The organism is Vibrio sp. JCM 18905, from assembly GCF_055393305.1.
In genome coordinates this window covers 242,514-259,172 of record NZ_AP043878.1, presented here as the reverse complement: position 1 = coordinate 259,172, position 16,659 = coordinate 242,514, and the positions used below count along the sequence as shown (strand labels likewise).

Annotated in this window: 14 protein-coding genes; 9 read left to right on the top strand and 5 right to left on the bottom strand. The window is 42.9% G+C overall.

Features of this window, described 5'->3' with window-relative positions; translation table 11 throughout:
* The first annotated feature begins 294 nt into the window (after positions 1–294).
* Positions 295–873, top strand: a complete 579-nt coding sequence (locus ACZ5ZC_RS00970) for a hypothetical protein (protein WP_054868073.1) — start codon at positions 295–297, stop codon at positions 871–873.
* Here the strand turns inward: ACZ5ZC_RS00970 and ACZ5ZC_RS00965 are convergent.
* Positions 854–1,267: a helix-turn-helix domain-containing protein gene (locus ACZ5ZC_RS00965; protein WP_005396084.1), complete on the bottom strand. Its 414-nt coding sequence runs from the start codon at positions 1,265–1,267 to the stop codon at positions 854–856. The two genes, ACZ5ZC_RS00970 and ACZ5ZC_RS00965, sit on opposite strands and share 20 nt — an antisense overlap.
* Before the next feature lie 95 nt (positions 1,268–1,362).
* On the opposite strand from ACZ5ZC_RS00965, the gene ACZ5ZC_RS00960 reads away from it, so the two are divergent.
* The 5 genes from ACZ5ZC_RS00960 (at position 1,363) to ACZ5ZC_RS00940 (ending at position 7,188) form a co-directional block, all read left to right on the top strand.
* Positions 1,363–2,271, top strand: a complete 909-nt coding sequence (locus ACZ5ZC_RS00960) for an aldo/keto reductase (protein ID WP_047008144.1) — start codon at positions 1,363–1,365, stop codon at positions 2,269–2,271.
* A 366-nt stretch (positions 2,272–2,637) separates the two neighbouring features.
* Entirely contained in the window at positions 2,638–3,642 is a 1,005-nt protein-coding gene (locus tag ACZ5ZC_RS00955) for a response regulator (protein ID WP_006741121.1), read from the top strand.
* Complete coding sequence (locus ACZ5ZC_RS00950; RefSeq protein WP_005396081.1) at positions 3,642–4,079, top strand: PAS domain-containing protein; 438 nt, start codon at positions 3,642–3,644, stop codon at positions 4,077–4,079. Before ACZ5ZC_RS00955 ends, ACZ5ZC_RS00950 begins: the two co-directional genes overlap by 1 nt.
* A gap of 86 nt (positions 4,080–4,165) precedes the next feature.
* A complete protein-coding gene (locus ACZ5ZC_RS00945) occupies positions 4,166–5,707 on the top strand; it encodes an NAD(P)H-hydrate dehydratase (protein WP_464931657.1) in 1,542 nt (513 codons plus the stop codon).
* Positions 5,708–6,144: 437 nt separating this feature from the next.
* The gene (locus tag ACZ5ZC_RS00940; RefSeq protein WP_005396079.1) at positions 6,145–7,188 is read left to right on the top strand and encodes a GMP reductase; all 1,044 of its coding nucleotides are present in this window, start codon (positions 6,145–6,147) and stop codon (positions 7,186–7,188) included.
* Positions 7,189–7,371: 183 nt separating this feature from the next.
* Here ACZ5ZC_RS00940 and pdxR read toward each other — a convergent pair whose 3' ends face one another.
* Positions 7,372–8,775 (bottom strand): MocR-like pyridoxine biosynthesis transcription factor PdxR, encoded by a 1,404-nt coding sequence (gene pdxR / locus ACZ5ZC_RS00935; RefSeq protein ID WP_464931656.1) that lies wholly within the window; start codon positions 8,773–8,775, stop codon positions 7,372–7,374.
* 359 nt (positions 8,776–9,134) lie between these two features.
* Between pdxR and ampC the strand changes: the two genes are divergently transcribed.
* Positions 9,135–10,286 carry a class C beta-lactamase gene (ampC, locus tag ACZ5ZC_RS00930; protein ID WP_464931655.1) on the top strand — a complete coding sequence of 384 codons (1,152 nt, stop codon included), beginning with the start codon at positions 9,135–9,137 and terminating at the stop codon, positions 10,284–10,286.
* Between the two features lie 94 nt (positions 10,287–10,380).
* Positions 10,381–11,025, top strand: a complete 645-nt coding sequence (locus ACZ5ZC_RS00925; protein ID WP_256953375.1) for a CatB-related O-acetyltransferase — start codon at positions 10,381–10,383, stop codon at positions 11,023–11,025.
* Positions 11,026–11,208: 183 nt separating this feature from the next.
* Here the strand turns inward: ACZ5ZC_RS00925 and ACZ5ZC_RS00920 are convergent, their stop codons facing one another.
* Both ACZ5ZC_RS00920 and ACZ5ZC_RS00915 read right to left on the bottom strand, forming a co-directional pair.
* Positions 11,209–12,207 carry a 2-oxoacid:ferredoxin oxidoreductase subunit beta gene (locus ACZ5ZC_RS00920; RefSeq protein WP_464931654.1) on the bottom strand — a complete coding sequence of 333 codons (999 nt, stop codon included), beginning with the start codon at positions 12,205–12,207 and terminating at the stop codon, positions 11,209–11,211.
* Complete coding sequence (locus ACZ5ZC_RS00915) at positions 12,197–14,038, bottom strand: 2-oxoacid:acceptor oxidoreductase subunit alpha (protein WP_464931653.1); 1,842 nt, start codon at positions 14,036–14,038, stop codon at positions 12,197–12,199. The genes ACZ5ZC_RS00920 and ACZ5ZC_RS00915 overlap by 11 nt, the downstream gene beginning before the upstream one ends.
* A gap of 266 nt (positions 14,039–14,304) precedes the next feature.
* On the opposite strand from ACZ5ZC_RS00915, the gene ACZ5ZC_RS00910 reads away from it, so the two are divergent.
* Complete coding sequence (locus ACZ5ZC_RS00910; protein ID WP_006741107.1) at positions 14,305–15,234, top strand: LysR family transcriptional regulator; 930 nt, start codon at positions 14,305–14,307, stop codon at positions 15,232–15,234.
* Positions 15,235–15,489: 255 nt separating this feature from the next.
* Here ACZ5ZC_RS00910 and ACZ5ZC_RS00905 read toward each other — a convergent pair whose 3' ends face one another.
* Entirely contained in the window at positions 15,490–16,464 is a 975-nt protein-coding gene (locus ACZ5ZC_RS00905) for a peptidoglycan DD-metalloendopeptidase family protein (protein ID WP_054868075.1), read from the bottom strand.
* Between the last annotated feature and the right edge of the window lie 195 nt (positions 16,465–16,659).

Here is a 16,659-nt window from a genome sequence, read left to right as displayed (position 1 = left end):
ATGCTTTAGGTGTAAAGCAACATGACTGCTTCAGAAGGAGGGATGTGAGGTTTTACACACAATTTGGATGGATTCAAACCCTACGGTAAGTCCTCGTTTTATGTTTGGGATGCATCAATAGACATCTTCGATTCGCACACTCACGATTGAGTAACGAGGTAGAGGCGCACGCAAATGTGCGCCTTCTTAATTTCTGCTCTACAACTTTCCGCACTACCTGCCACTATTTTTATCTTGAACAATTTCTACTAGTCGGTAATGTCTGGGTTCGATGTTAATCAACCAGAGTAATTCATGCGCTTTTATCCTCGAGTCCTGTTTTCTTTATGTTGTTTTTCGGTAACGTTTCCAGCATTTTCGACGCCGAGTTGGTGGCAGGACACGTTGTCTTCAATGCCGTACTCCAATTTAAAAGAGCGTATAGAGACAAGGGGAAGCTGGTATCGCTGTGACGTGCAGCAGCAAGATGTTTCAACGTATATCAGCACATTTTGTTTGGACGATTTTTCGTACTATCAGCAGCATCTGTATGGTGAAGTGGTTTTGGGAAAGGACAGTGCTCAGTTCTCTTTTTTGACCGAATATCAATGGCAAAGTCTCAATGACTTAATCCTCAATTTAAGAAAAGACGGATTAGTTTTACGCAACATAACTATCGGACAAGAACACTATGACGTCGTTGAAGCGCTGGAAAAGAAATCTTCTGAGCTCGTCGATAAAGAAGTTATCTTGTTGATAAACCGCTATCCGCAAGAAACGATTCGAAGCTTATTTTGGATAAAACCGGACGAGTTTTCGTCGCCATCACCGTCTTTAAATGTGGAATTGCACAGCGATGGCGAAATTATCGATGTTAAAGTGACTCGTTTTTAGATTCTTTATGGAGAGATAGAAAGGTCGCCATCGCAGACTCGTCCAAAAATCCATCCGATTTTTTGTGCGCACGCAGGTATTGATAGCCAGCGATGAGCTTACGGTGCTGTTCTTCTGCCTCATCTGGCAACGGCTGATTCATAACGTGTTGAAATGCAAGTTTGTACGCATCCATATCTACGACTTCAGCGCGGCGATATAAATAACCACATCCGGTCGCTAACCATTCAAGAGAGCAGTTGGCTCGCATCGCAATTTGATTTGCTTTCGTAAGGCTCGGTTCACTGCCTTTTAAATATTTGCGTATTAAAGCTTCAGACACATCAACGCGTCGTGCAAATCCGCTGATGCTTTCTTCTCCGATCAAGGTGGCTAGGCGTTGGGCAAAAGACATATTTCGTACTCCAGTTCGAATTGCCAAAGTTTACCCGTTGAGCCGATGTGAAAACAAGACTACGATGAATGCAGATCAATTGAAGGAGAAAAACCATGGTTGCAAAAGTTGTGACTGCACCAAAAGGCCCTGAGTTCTCAGAGCTGGTCCAAGGATATTGGCGTGCAGTTGATTGGGGTATGACTGCTCAAGAGCGTTTGTCATTCCTCAAGCAACATATTGAGTTAGGCATTACCACGGTCGATCACGCAGACATATACGGTAATTACGAGTGTGAGAAGTTGTTTGGTGAAGCACTTGCTCTCGATAAGAGCGTGCGAGAGCAGATTCAGATCGTCACAAAGTGTGATATCAATCTGTGCGGAGATAAAACACCAGAGCGTAAGATTAATCACTATGATACGAGTTCCGCTCACATCTACCAATCGGTGAATAACTCGCTTGAGCGTTTGAATGTGGACGAAATCGATGTGCTTTTAATCCATCGCCCTGACGTGTTAATGGATGCCGATGAAGTGGCTGAAGCATTCTCAGAGCTACACAAAGTGGGTAAAGTGAAGCACTTTGGTGTATCTAACTTTACTCCACGTCAGTTCGAATTGTTGCAATCCCGTTTAGGTAAGCCTCTTGTGACTAACCAAGTGGAAATCAACCCGCTTAATTTTGAAGTTGCACATGATGGAACGCTTGATCAAATGCAAATGCTGCGTACGCGCCCAATGGCTTGGTCTTGCCTCGGTGGAGGCTCTATCTTCAGTGGTGACAGTGAGCAAGCCGTTCGTGTTCGCAACGAATTAGAAGCGATTCGCGAAGAAGTGGGGGCGACTAGCATTGACCAAGTGATTTACGCTTGGGTACGCCGTTTACCATCTAACCCAATTCCAATCATTGGCTCTGGTAAGATTGAGCGTGTGCAAACGGCAGTAAATGCGCTGAATATCGAATTGACTCGAGAGCAATGGTATCGCGTATGGGTGGCTTCTAAAGGCCATGGTGTGCCATAGAAGTGACACTTTATTGATGAATACATTATTCAAGGCACCCTATGAAAGGGTGCTTTTTTATTGCTACGCGATACCGATTTACCCAGTACTCATACTGAGCGGATAGAGTGGGAGTAAAAACGGATTTTTAATTTAAAATGCAACTTTGTGCTTATTTTTAATGGAGGCGTTTTATCCATGTTTGTTTCATGTCACTAAACAGCGAATGGGATGTTTGCTTTTTCGCCATTTTGTTCACTCATCCATTCATATTGCGTATGCTTATTGAATAAAAAAGAAATAAAAACTCGTCAGTTTTCTCGTATTACATGCTGTAACAATCTGTTAGACTCCGGCGCAGATTGTGGAATATAAAAAGGTGATTGAATGTCTTTTCCCGTACTCATCTGTGATGATTCAGCGTTAGCACGCAAACAGATGGCGAGATCACTACCAGCCACATTGAATGCCGATATTACGTTTGCTATCCACGGAAAAAATGCGCTAGAAGAACTCGAAAAGAACGAGTTTAAATTGATGTTTCTTGATTTGACCATGCCAGAAATGGATGGCTTTGAAACACTAGAAAACATGCAGCGGTTAGGGAATACAACTCCGGTGGTTGTGGTGTCGGGGGATATCCAACCTAAAGCGAAAGAGCGCGTGTTCGCACTGGGTGCAAAAGCGTTTATTCAAAAACCGATCGCCAAAGATGAACTCAAGAATGCGCTTAAAGAGTTGGTTGAGCCAGAGCCTCGTCCTCAAATTATCACGCCTGTTTCTATTGAGTTACCGATTTTACGTCGTCGCGATATTTATATGGAAGTGGCGAACGTCTCTATTGGTCGAGCCGCAGATGCATTGGCGCGTCATTTTGATGTGTTTGTGCAATTACCGCTCCCGAACGTTAATATCTTCGAAGTGAGCGAACTACACATGGCACTCCGTGACTTAGCGTCGCATGATAACGTATCGGGCGTTTGTCAGGGCTTTTGTGGCGAAGGTATTGCGGGTGAAGCGCTGGTGATTTTGAGCGATTCGAGCGTATCGGATCTCAAGAAGTTGATGAAAGTGCCAGCTGACAGCGACGAACTGGAAGAGCTTGAGCTGCTCATGGATATTTCCAATATCTTGGTGGGGTCATTCTTAAATGGCTTAGGCGAACAATCTGAAGTGCGATTCTTCCAAAGCCCTCCAGTGCTTCTTGGTCAGCATATATCAATTGATTCGATCATTGAGTCTACGACGGGCGCATTCAGCCGCACCATGACATTCGAGGTGAGCTACAACATTGAGGGAACGTCAATCCGTTGTGATTTATTGTTTATGTTCGTCGATGAATCTTTGCCGCTGCTCGATAACAAACTGTCATATCTAATGGAGGAGTTCTAATGTTGAATATGCCAGCAGAGTTTGAACAATTCCATTGGATGGTCGACATGGTGCAAAACGTCGACATGGGGCTCGTCGTCATTGACCGAGATTATAATGTGCAAGTGTGGAATGGGTTTATGACTCATCACAGTGGTTTGCAATCTCATGATGCAATTGGTCGTTCTATCTTTGATATCTTCCCTGAAATCCCGCAGGAATGGTTTAAGTTAAAAACAAAGCCCGTGTATGATTTAGGTTGCCGCAGCTTTATTACGTGGCGCCAGCGTCCTTACTTGTTCCGTTGCCGTAACGTACGCCCTGTTACTCAGCAAGCGGAGTTTATGTACCAGAACGTTACGCTGAACCCCATGCGTACCCCGACTGGGAAAATCAATTCGTTGTTTTTATCTATACAAGACGCGACGGCTGAAGCATTGATGTCTCAGAGTCAGTAGCGATAAAAAACTTTCTCAAAAGCCAAGGTTCGCCTTGGCTTTTTTGTATACTTATAATTGTGTTTCCTAATGCGCAGAACGTGAAGATGGACTTTAATCTCGCCCTAAAACTCTACACCGCAGAACAAGTAAAAAACGGTGAAACGCTGGCAGCGCAAATGGCTGGTGTTTCTATGTATAGCCTAATGCAACGCGCAGGTATGGCTGTGTATGAGCGTTTTTTACACTTATATCCCAAATCAAAAAATATCTTAGTCATTTGTGGCAAAGGGAATAATGGTGGTGACGGATACGTATTTGCCTCGCTTGCTAAACAAGCGCAACTCAATGTACAGGTTTTCCAACTTGGTGATGTGACTGCGCTCAAAGGTGATGCTTTACGCGCATATCAAGATTGGCAGTCCATCGATGGTGTTAACAATGATTGGGATGAGTGGAATACCGCATTGCTAGAAGCCGATGTGATCATTGATGCCATGTTAGGCACTGGTTTAAGTGGTGAGGTTCGTTCGGAGTACCGTCGCTACATTGAGCAAATCAATCAAATTCACACCCCAGTGATTGCAGTCGATATTCCTTCCGGGTTGTGTGCAAATACAGGTGCTATTTTAGGCGATGCCATTCATGCTGAGCATACTGTAACCTTCATTGGTGTTAAGCAAGGCTTGTGCACCGGACAAGCGAGAGATCGAGTTGGTGAACTCCACTTTTGTGGATTGGGTGTAAATATTGAGTTTGATTCTATCGAAGCAGAAAGTGCACTAGGTATTGATCATCAGGTTGTTTCAAGGTTAATGCTCAAGCCAAACCCGACAGCACACAAAGGTGACAATGGCAAACTACTTTGCGTCGGTGGTAACCAAGGTATGTCAGGAGCGATTCGTTTATGTTCCTCCGCTGCGGTTAGAGCCGGAGCGGGTTTAACTGCCGCAATTACTCACCCGAGTAGCCTTATTCCACTACAGATTGGCTGCCCAGAAGTAATGAGCCAAAGCATCACCGCTGACTTACTCAGGGATACTGAGAACGACTTAACCAAACGCATTCGCTGGGCTGAAGTATTGGTGTTTGGTCCAGGTTTTGGTGATGATGAGTGGGCTTATCAAGCCTATCAATATCTGGCTCAAGAACAGAAACCTAAAGTTGTTGATGCTGATGGGCTCAATATTCTAGCGATGCTAAGCCAACGATGTGATGGCACTTTGGTGTGCGACAACCAGCGAGTGATCACGCCGCATCCTGGAGAGGCAGCTCGACTATTAAATGTGACCACTCAACAAATAGAAAGTGACCGATATTCTGCTGCAAGACAACTGCAAGAGCGTTATGGCGGTGTGGTGGTTTTAAAAGGCGCGGGAACACTTATTTACGATGGAACGAGAATGTACGTCTGCCTAGCGGGTAACGCCGGAATGGCGACGGGCGGAATGGGAGATGTGCTATCTGGTGTTATTGGTGCGTTGCTAGCTAAAGGGTTACCCATTTCCATTGCGGCACGTTTAGGTGTGGTACTCCACAGTCATGCTGCGGATATAAACGTGAGTCAGCATGGTCAAATTGGTCTTTTGGCAAGTGATGTTATAGGCACACTTCGTACCGCTATTACTCAACAAATCGATAGGACGTAGCTAGATCTCGCCCATCACTATGAAAAAATGATCGATTTTTTTGGAGTACTTTTTCCGAATTAGCAGCGCATCTTAGTATTAGGTGATTGAGTTTTAGGCAGATTTGAGAGGTGATGCGTTTTCATTTTAAAGGTATGACGCAAAGGTTTGCGCAATAGGTTAACTTAAACGTTTTCTTAAGTTGTTGATAATTATAAATAATGAGAAAAAATAACGACTTGAGGAGTGTTTTTGATATGCGATTATCAAGATGGTATCACAAAAAAAATTCAAATATCAGACTTGTAGGAAATAAATCACAGCCTATAATGCTGAAAACCGGAGCGTCTGCCAACGCTCCGGTTTTTTTGTGTCCGAAGAACAGTGAACTCGTCTGCCAACGAAATCACTACGCACTCTGAGATGACACATATACATATGAATCAAGGAATTACACAATGCGTATCGAACAAGAACTTAAGTTAGGTTTTAAAGATGTACTGTTTCGCCCGAAACGTTCTACCCTTAAGAGCCGTTCTCAAGTAAATTTAACCCGCGATTTTACATTCAAGCATAGTGGTCGTCAATGGTCTGGTGTGCCTGTAATCGCAGCAAACATGGATTCGGTTGGTAGCTTTGCAATGGCTAAAGCGCTAGCTGAGCATGGTGTAATGACTGCTGTTCACAAACATTACACGGTAGAAGATTGGGCTGAGTTTGCTAAATCAGCTGATAAAGCAACCCTGAATAACGTAATGGTGTCTACGGGAACATCTGACGCAGACTTCCAAAAAACCAAAGATATTATGGCGCTTTCAGATGAATTTATTTTCATCTGTATCGACATTGCAAATGGTTACTCAGAGCATTTAGTCGAGTATGTTGAACGCGTGCGAGCAGAGTTCCCAGACAAGGTGATTTCTGCGGGTAACGTGGTTACTGGTGATATGTGTGAAGAGTTGATCCTCGCTGGTGCAGACATCGTGAAAGTAGGCATTGGCCCTGGCTCAGTTTGTACAACTCGTGTAAAAACGGGTGTTGGTTACCCGCAGCTTTCTGCAATCATCGAGTGTGGCGATGCAGCGCACGGCCTTGGTGGCATGATCATCGGTGACGGCGGTTGCTCATGCGCAGGTGATGTATCCAAAGCATTCGGCGGCGGTGCGGACTTTGTTATGCTAGGCGGCATGTTAGCGGGCCACGAAGAGTCAGGCGGCGAAGTTATCGAGAAAGACGGCGAGAAGTTCATGAAATTCTACGGCATGTCTTCTAAGAGCGCGATGGAGAAGCACTCAGGTGGTGTTGCTGGCTACCGTGCGGCCGAAGGTAAAACCGTATTATTGCCATACCGTGGTAGCGTTCACGGCACTATTCAAGACATCCTTGGCGGCGTTCGCTCAACTTGTACATACGTGGGTGCAGCAAAGCTTAAAGAGCTAACCAAGCGTACTACATTCATCCGTGTTCAAGAACAAGAGAACAACGTGTTCGGTAAAGAGTAAATCGACTGAATGTAACAAGTGTTGAAACAACCATAAATTGATATTTAAAACCATGTATTGATATTTGGTGCAAATATAATTGATATTGCCTCTTCATAAGTCTATGACTCTTTAAGTTTATGACATTTTTGAAGGGGCAATTTTATATCTGCTTTAGTATGAGATACTTGCTACTATCTCGGTTTAATCTAATACTGATTGAATAATATCAAATGCTTTTTCTATTTTTGGGGTAGGGATAATGCCAAACCCAAATAAGAGGGCATTAGAATGATTGTTGATAGAAAAATGCGATGATGGATAAACCGCTACATTGGATGAAGCAAGCTTATTCACCATTTGTGTCGCGCACCCCGATACTTCAGCTGCTATATGCAATCCACCTTGGCTCTGAATACGTTGTAAGCAATCTACGTTGTCAATTAATTGAGTGAGCTTATGATACCTTTCGCTGTAGATATTATTCATATTGAGTAAATGGTGAGAGAAATGACCGTCACGCATGAATTCGTCAAGTAGGATTTGAGACACCACAGATGTACTTCGTCCCAAGTGCCATAACATATTTGAAATTGGATCTATTAAAGATTTTGGCGGAATCATATAGCCAATGCGTAAGCCGGGAAATAGTATTTTAGAGAAACTGCCTATCATAATGACGCAGTCATTTTTGTCTTGTGATTTGAGAGCTTGCTTACTGGTATTGAGATAGTGATATTCCGCATCATAATCATCTTCGATAATGATTGCGTTATTAACTTCTGCCCACCTCAACAGTTCTAACTTTCTTTCGACGGAGTAGCTAAAGCCTAAAGGGAACTGATGACTAGGCGTTGTATAAATAATTTTGGTATTAGAAGGGATTGATTCAACGACAACGCCTTGGTCGTCCATCGGCACGGTGCCTATTTGCGCGCCAAGTAATCGAGCTTGATTTCGAAAAACAGGATATCCTGGATCTTCCGTCGACACGGGATCCCCCGGAGAGAGTAATGTAAGGAGAGTCGTCATTATTGCCTGCTGGCACCCTTGCGTAATGATGATGTCTTCAGGATCACAGATTACGCCTCTCGAATGTCTTACATACTCGCAGATAGACTCTCGTAAACAAGCTAGTCCTTGCAAATCACCACCATGTGCAAACTCTGGAGTTAATGCATTGAGCCTACTCAGTCTTGAGTGTCGCCAAATATGCTTTGCTATTCTCTGATGATCAGGAACGCCTAAAGTGAAGTCATAGTCTAGATTCTTTGGTGCGATGATCTCTGGCTTTTTCGCTGCGTTAGTGCCAAACACCCCTAGTTGGTAGTGTTTTATTGGTCTCTTATCTTGATTCACCGTTTGTTCTAGAGCATTACTTACGTACGTGCCAGACCCTGCCTTTTTTACTATCCACCCCTCGAACTGAAGTCGCTCATACACCGAAATGACAGTGTTTCTTGCTATGCCTAACTTTTTAGACAACATGCGAGTCGACGGTAATCTCTCATTTGAGCGTAATCTGCCTTCTAATATCCCTTGATATATCTCGGAATAAAGCTGTTGGCTGGTGACTTTTCCAGTTTCGAAGTGTAGTGAAAATGGCATCGTTTTCTCTGTAGACGTTGAAAAGTGGTTCTAAATCGTTGTGAGGATGTGGATCTGTATATACCAAGTATATCTACCTAGTATACCGTTATCGTGATATGGAGAAAGCGTAATTGAGTACACTATTTCCCCATCTTGCAAACGGATGTTACTTACATTCGTATCTAATCGGCCTACCTATCAACGGTGATCAGGTTTAAACCTGTTTATATCGCACTAAAAATTTGAAGACATAGTGTTATTCATCGGGGGTTAACGATTGGAGTTCTTCAAGTCAGGATTACTTTTATATAAAAAGCTAAAAGCCTTGGAATAAACTAGAAATTAATTATAAGTGAAAATTAAAAATTGAGGGTTCAATGAAACTAAACAATGCCTTAGTGGCCATTTTATCGCTCACTTCTTTCGTCACGTTTGCGAAAACGGAGTTAACGGTTAGCAGTCAATTAAAGAGCGTAGTTGATGAATGTGCTAAAGGATTAATGAACGAATACGACATTCCGGGGTTGGCTGTTGCAGTAACGATTGATGGTAAGCGTTATTTTTACAATTACGGTTTCGCTGACGAAAGTACGGGGAGTTTAGTCACCAACGACACAATTTTTGAACTCGGCTCTATCAGTAAAACTTTTGCCGCTACTTTGACTGGGTACGCCCAAGAAAAAGGTAAGTTGAACATGGATGACAAGGTCAAAGATTATATTCCAGAATTAGAAAATAGTGTCCTGGGTAATACCAAGCTAGTTCATGTCGCAACCTACACTGCAGGTGGTCTACCATTGCAATTCCCTAGCGAAGTAACGAACGACGCTGAAATGATGCAGTACTACAAAACGTGGAAACCGGAGTACGAAGCCGGTACTAAGAGGAAGTACTCAAACCCTAGTATTGGTCTATTTGGCTACATCGGTGCCTTGAGTATGAAGTCAGACTATACGGAAATGATGGAAACCGTCATCCTACCTGAGCTCGGTATGACCAATACGTTTGTCGATGTACCAAAGGATCAGCTTAACAACTATGCTTTTGGTTATAGTTCTGAGGGAAAACCCGTTAGAGTTAATCCAGGTATTCTTGATGCACAAGCCTATGGTATTAAATCAACAAGCTTAGATATGCTTCAATATATCGAAGCAAATATGGGTCAAGCGCAACTTAATACTGATATAGAAAATGCGCTAGAGCGAACTCATACTAAGTATTTTGATACCGACACGTTTACACAAGCCCTAGGATGGGAGGGTTATGATTACCCCGTTTCACTTTCGCAATTATTGAAGGGTAACTCCAGCGACGTAATTCTCAACGCTAAACCGGTTCAAGCAAGTGAATCCGGTACTCTCGGTCGTGACGTTTGGTATAACAAAACGGGTTCAACAGGTGGCTTTGGGGCATATATCGCATATGTACCCTCTGAAAAAATAGGCATAGTGATTCTAGCGAATAAAAACTACCCTAATGCAGAAAGAGTAGAGGCTGCTTACAATATTATTAGCTCGGTGGTGAAGTAAATTTTAGTGGTAATAGGCACTACGTAATTATTAGCGCTTATTTAGATACATACTATCTGCAGTGTTTTATTCGATAGTATTTATAGGAGTATTCATGAAAACTAAGCATTGGTCTAAGGTGACTTTGCTACATGAAGTTGTTACGAACCCAAATATAACGATTAAAGGTAAACATAGTTATTACAGTGATTGTTGGGACGCCGGTTTTGAGGAGTCCGTTGTAAGATATCTACAAGGCGACGAGTTCAGCCGAGATTGGGAACCAAAATGGAAGATTGATAAGTTACATATAGGTGACTTTGTCTGTATTGCAGCGGAAGTTGTGATTGTTATGGGGGGAAATAGTACACATAGAGCTGATTGGTTCTCCTTGTACCCATTTATGGACTTTATTGAAGAAGCGTACGTCGGGAAAGGAGATACTCACATTGGCGATGGCGCCTGGCTCGGTATGCGATCCATGATAATGCCGGGTGTGACTATCGGAGAAGGAGCAATCGTTGCGGCAAACAGCGTGGTGACGAAAGATGTTGAGCCTTACAGCATGGTTGCAGGCTCACCAGCTAAGCATATCAAATATCGCTTTTCTCGCGAGACGATAGACGAACTGCTCGCCCTTAGGATATATGATTGGCCTGATAAGAAAATCGACAGCCTGAAGAGATTGTTATGTTCAGACGATTTAGAAGGGCTGAAAAAGGCAAGCGCTGAATACGATAAAAACCATTCAGTAGAGTGACGATGTCACTATTTTAAAAAACAGAAGAGGCTCATTATAGAGCCTCTTTTTAGTGTGATGGATATCTGCAACCACCACACTTCCTTATCAACTCATCATTCAGCAAGTCGCCAACTAGAATCGGAAACCTTTTAGTTTCATCCTTGTAGGGAAGATTGCCTCAATAGCTGGCTCTTTCAATTGTTAGCAGAGACGCTCATAACTGTTTTGTTTGAGCAATTCGGTTAAGTCGCCTTGACCATATTTTAGAGTTGCTTGGTGTTTTTGATGTTGAATGACCTGATCAAAAGTAGGTCGAGTCACTGAACGAAAAACGCCCACGGGTACGGGAAAGTCTGGATAGCTCAAGTTAGCAAGCGCATAAGCATAGTATGACTCCTCGCATTGACTGGAGTGGAGCAAAAGGTTCGGGGCCTCTGATTCGACAATCTCGAAACCAAACCCTCTATTGATCAACGCTTTTGAGTGTGTTTTACCAAACAATAACGGTTCATTATCTGAGAGATAAAGTAGATGTTCGCTTCTATTAGCAGGGCCGTTGTAAGGTTCGTGCACTTTATCGTTAAAAATGACGCAGTTTTGTAGGATTTCAACCACAGCAGTGCCCGAATGCGCGGCGGCAGCCTCTAACACCATCGTCATGTGTGTAGGATCATTGTCTGATGTTCGTGCTATGAACGTAGCACCTGCGGATGCTGCCAATGCCAAAGGTTTAAGCGCTTGATCGGGAGAGCCTTCAGGGCTCGACTTAGAAATGAAGCCCTGTTCGCTTGTCGGAGAAAATTGGCCTTTGGTAAGTCCGTAGACAGCATTATTAAAAAGCAAAATTTTAATGTCTTGGTTGCGTCGAATCGCGTGAATAAAGTGATTACCGCCAATACTCAGTGCGTCACCATCGCCAGTTACAACCCAAACATCTAACTCTGGGTTGCTCGCTTTTACACCAGTAGCGATGGCAGGGGCACGGCCGTGAATAGTATGAAATCCATAAGTATCGAGATAATAAGGAAAACGAGATGAGCAGCCGATCCCTGAGATGAATACGGTGTTCTCTTTAGTTCGACCTAATCGTGCTAGAACGGATTGCATCGTTTTTAATACGTTAAAATCACCACAGCCTCGACACCATTTGACTTCAATATCAGATGCGAAATCTTTGCGGTTGAGTACCTTAGTCGTCATTTTTAATATCCTTCAGGTGGTGGTTAATAGACTCAATGACCTCGTGAACTTTGAATGGTAACCCCTTAACTTGGGTTACGGAGCGTGCAGAAATGGCATATTGTGAGCGAATCACTTTGACGAGTTGTTGGTTATTCAACTCAAAAACAAGCACATGTTTGAATTGGCTAATGATCTCTTCCAAATTGATTGGAAACGGGTTTAGATACTTAATATGGGCGTGGGCAACCGATGCGCCTTGCTTTCTCAGATGCTCAATTGCGGTCGACACAGAACCTTGCGTGCCTCCCCAACTTAGCACTAGCAGTGAGTCTAGAGTACTGCCTGTTAGTGTTTGTTTAGGGATGAAATGGCAGATGTTATTTATTTTTTTTGCTCTTTCATCAGTCATGCGCTGGTGGTTTTCAGGATCATGAGAAGGGTTGCCTGTAATCGCTTGCTTTTCCAATCCTCCAATGCGATGCATTTTCTCTTTTGTACCAGGCGTGACCCACTCTCTGCTGTAATACACGTCATCACGGGCATAGGGATAAAACGGGCTTATGTTTGCTTTTGCTGCCTCGGCAGTGAGCTTAATCTCATCAGGGTTGGGCACGAGCCAAGATTCGGAGCCGTTTGCTAAGTAGCCGTCACTCAACAAGATCACTGGCGTCATAAATGTAGTAGCAATTCGACAGGCCTCGATTGCCATGTCAAAGCAGTCTGCAGGAGAAGCAGGAGCCAACACTGGGAGTGGTGAATCCCCATTTCTACCATACAAAGACAAAAGCAAGTCTGATTGCTCTGTTTTAGTCGGTAGACCAGTTGAGGGCCCTCCACGTTGTACGTTGATAACAACCATTGGCAACTCCGCCATCACGGCAAGGTTAATGGTCTCTGCTTTCAAACATAATCCAGGGCCGGACGTTGATGTGACTCCTAAACCGCCAGCATAAGATGCACCTAAAGCTGAACAAGCAGCTGCAATCTCATCTTCTGCTTGGAATGTCGTGACCCCAAAGTGTTGATAGGTTGATAGTGTGTGTAGAATATCTGAGGCGGGTGTTATGGGGTAAGAGCCCAAAAATAGCTGGCGTTGGAGTTTTTCTGCTGCGCATATTAACCCAAGCGATAATGCTTCGTTCCCTGAAACAGTACGATACAAGCCAGCTTTATCTGCTACGGGAGCAACCTGAAAACAGTCGCTGAATATTTCGGTTGTTTCAGCATAATTAAATCCCGACTTTATGGCTAAAGTATTTGCCTCTCTCGCTTGCGGATTGTCAGCGAATTTATTATTTAGCCATTCAATGGTCGGTTCTAGCGGACGGCTGTAAATCCATAAAACAATACCAAGCATAAAAAAGTTTTTGCTTCGCTTCACTATTTTAGGCGCAATGTTTAACTCAGAAAGAGATTGAACGGTTAAACGCGTAAAACTGTCACTAATCACTCGATAATCTGCGAGGCTACCATCGCTCAATGGGTTAGATTCATAGCCAGCAAGCTCAAGGTTTTTTTTATTAAAACCATCGAGATCAATAAGCACCAAACCGCCTTCAACGAGTTGTGAGATTTTGGTTTTTAATGCAGCGGCATTCAGAGCGATTAAGACTGAAAAATCGTCGCCAGGAGTATAAATCTCTGTTGAGGCAAATTGCATCTGAAAAGCCGATACTCCAGATGTGGTTCCTGCCGGAGCCCGTATCTCAGCTGGATAATCAGGTAACGTCATGACATCGTTTCCTTGTTTCGACGAGTTGTCTGAAAAGCGTTCTCCAAGTAATTGGATACCATCTCCAGAATCTCCAGCAAAACAGATCACTTCGCGTTTAAGTTGAATTATTGTCATTAAAACCTCTTACCGTGTTAGAGCAAGTTCAGTATGTTTCATTGCACTTAATGAGATGCAATGGAATTAAAGGTTGGAGAAAATGCCGTAAGCCTGAGCATTTTGAGTGTAGAGTTAATGGTGTTGGCTTTATTTGTCGTCTCTGAGGTCAGTAGAAATATCCATAGCTAGGTATGCTTTTCCGAAATACTAGAAAAGTTTGCATGACACAAAAATACTTTTTCTGTCATATTAGATGTGATTATTTTTCATTAATTGTGAGCGTTATGGATAAGCTGTCATTAATAAAGTTGTTTGTATCTGTTGTGGACTTAGGGAACTTTACAGCAGTCGCGAATCAATTAGGGCAGTCGCCTTCTACTGTTAGTAAAGCGATTGCTCGCCTAGAACAGGATTTGGGTGTTCGTTTAGTTCACCGTACAACACGTCAACTCCAGCTCACTGAAGCGGGGTTTAACTACCTTGAGACGGCAAGAGAAGTGATCAACTTGCTCAAAAGTAGTGAAGAGCAGCTTCATCAAAGTATTGCATCTCCGTTTGGTACACTTCGTGTCAGCCTTCCTTTATCGTTCGGGCAAAACTATATAACTCCGCTGATTCCAGAGTTTTGCGAACGTTACCCTGAAGTGAAGTTGGATCTTAGCTTTTCCGATGAATACACCAGTATATTGGAGAGTGGGATGGACGTTGCTATTCGAAGCGGGAGACTAAATGACAGCAACCTGATTGCGAGGCGATTATGTCCTATTGATATGGGTATGTTTGCCAGTCCGGAGTACATAAAGAAGTTTGGTCGGCCTCAGAGTGTTGAAGCACTTAACCAGCACAAATGGATAATGTACCGCTATAAACAATCGGGGCGCTTGCTTACCTTGACGATGCCTTTAGATGGGCAATTAGTAGAATTTAGTCCTACACATCAAGTGACAGTAGACAATGGTTATGCGATGGCCTCTTTAGCGAGTTTAGGAGCAGGGATTGCTCTGATGCCCCAATATCTTGCTCGAGACTTAGTGCAGCAAGGTAAGCTGATGTTGGTTTCTGAACCTCAAAGAACCGATGGTCAAGGTGTCTATATATACTATCCAAGTCGTAAGTTTGTGCCCGCGAAAGTAAAAGTGTTTATCGACTATATTATTCATAAACTTGATGAGCAGGGAGAGGCGATCAACAGCAGTTGGATGCTGAACCATTAAAGCTCTTACTGGAGGATGATAGCTTTTTCTGAAGTCTAAGCGTGTTACGTGCCAGTAAGTTTGCTACATTCAGTTGTGCCCACAAAAATATTAACTCATGGGTCTGTAAACAAAGATTCGCATCATTAAGAGCCGCATATAGCGGCTCTTTTTTTGTCCTGAAATTGGAAAGTGGCGACAGATCTTGAAGCGCTCAGAGGGTTACGAGGACTCGCTTCAGATAAATGAAGAAAGAGCGAATCGAAGTGAATGTTGTTACCTGTTTGACTGCCTATACCGTTGCCATTCCGCTGTTAATTCAGCTTTTTCTTTTCTCGCTGCAATCAGCATTTCTATATTAACGTCAGTGTTTGGGTGCTTTTGAATGTATCGCTCGTAATCAACCGGAATACCATTAATGTGCAGTTCAAGGTGTAAATGCGGCCCTGTTGTTCTTCCTGTGTTACCCGTTTTTCCTATCACTTGTCCTCGGCTGATCTTCTCGCCAACGTGGACGTTGCGTTGAGATAAGTGTAGGTAGCGTGATACAGAGCCATTTGTGTGGCGGATATTAATGTAGTTGCCCGCAAAACGGTTGTAACGAGACTTTAAAACGATGCCATCAGCAATACTACGAATCGGTGTACCTACTGGTGTTGCATAGTCAGTGCCTAAGTGCGGAGTCGTTATATTAGTTACTGGGTGTGTTCGTTTTAAGTCATAGCCAGAGCTTACTCTGTAGCTTTTATCAAAGGGATCTGAAAATCGGAGTTTATTTTTTATTGACACGCCATGTTCATCAAATATGTTACCTTGCCCATCATTGATAATAAATAAATCGGTTTTACTACCTAAATAGTAAAAAGAACTAATATAGGTTTCATTTCTACTATTTAACTTAGTTCTTAAGATAAAATGGTCATCTCTCTTAACTGAATCAATAATATTAAAGTTACTTTTAATAAGGGCCAATAGTAAATTAATCTCTTTTTGACTTATCCCTGATTTTAACAATGAAGCGACAAACGAGTACTCAACCACACCTATGGTGATTTTTTGTCTAAGAGTAGCCACCTCAAAAGGCGCTTGAACTCCCTCATTCTTGAACTCCAAAGGATTAACGGTAGGCAGTCTATCCATGGGAGTGAGGATGTGGTGAGAAAGAGACACGCCAATAAAAATGAGTAAGGCAATGGTGAGAAGGGTTGCGGTAGGAGTTCGCACACTCCTTTTTATTATCAAAATAGTCATTAGTTTTGGTGGTTTATCAAGGCTGACAGTTGTGCGTAGAGTATAATATTTTAAATAAAACCTAGCATTAAATTATGGCTAATTCCTCTGTTTTAACTAAGTGAATAATTATAGGTGATGATTTTAATTTAATAATTTAGTAAAAGTGACGGTTGGTCTGGTGTTTTTGGCTTTTTAAATGGTGTTATTGTCACG

Coding starts and splice junctions, on each gene's coding strand:
- ACZ5ZC_RS00970 (WP_054868073.1), top strand. CDS start 295: ATGCGCTTTTATCCTCGAGTCCTGTTTTCTTTATGTTGTTTTTCGGTA.
- ACZ5ZC_RS00965 (WP_005396084.1), bottom strand. CDS start 1,267: ATGTCTTTTGCCCAACGCCTAGCCACCTTGATCGGAGAAGAAAGCATC.
- ACZ5ZC_RS00960 (WP_047008144.1), top strand. CDS start 1,363: ATGGTTGCAAAAGTTGTGACTGCACCAAAAGGCCCTGAGTTCTCAGAG.
- ACZ5ZC_RS00955 (WP_006741121.1), top strand. CDS start 2,638: ATGTCTTTTCCCGTACTCATCTGTGATGATTCAGCGTTAGCACGCAAA.
- ACZ5ZC_RS00950 (WP_005396081.1), top strand. CDS start 3,642: ATGTTGAATATGCCAGCAGAGTTTGAACAATTCCATTGGATGGTCGAC.
- ACZ5ZC_RS00945 (WP_464931657.1), top strand. CDS start 4,166: ATGGACTTTAATCTCGCCCTAAAACTCTACACCGCAGAACAAGTAAAA.
- ACZ5ZC_RS00940 (WP_005396079.1), top strand. CDS start 6,145: ATGCGTATCGAACAAGAACTTAAGTTAGGTTTTAAAGATGTACTGTTT.
- pdxR (WP_464931656.1), bottom strand. CDS start 8,775: ATGCCATTTTCACTACACTTCGAAACTGGAAAAGTCACCAGCCAACAG.
- ampC (WP_464931655.1), top strand. CDS start 9,135: ATGAAACTAAACAATGCCTTAGTGGCCATTTTATCGCTCACTTCTTTC.
- ACZ5ZC_RS00925 (WP_256953375.1), top strand. CDS start 10,381: ATGAAAACTAAGCATTGGTCTAAGGTGACTTTGCTACATGAAGTTGTT.
- ACZ5ZC_RS00920 (WP_464931654.1), bottom strand. CDS start 12,207: ATGACGACTAAGGTACTCAACCGCAAAGATTTCGCATCTGATATTGAA.
- ACZ5ZC_RS00915 (WP_464931653.1), bottom strand. CDS start 14,038: ATGACAATAATTCAACTTAAACGCGAAGTGATCTGTTTTGCTGGAGAT.
- ACZ5ZC_RS00910 (WP_006741107.1), top strand. CDS start 14,305: ATGGATAAGCTGTCATTAATAAAGTTGTTTGTATCTGTTGTGGACTTA.
- ACZ5ZC_RS00905 (WP_054868075.1), bottom strand. CDS start 16,464: ATGACTATTTTGATAATAAAAAGGAGTGTGCGAACTCCTACCGCAACC.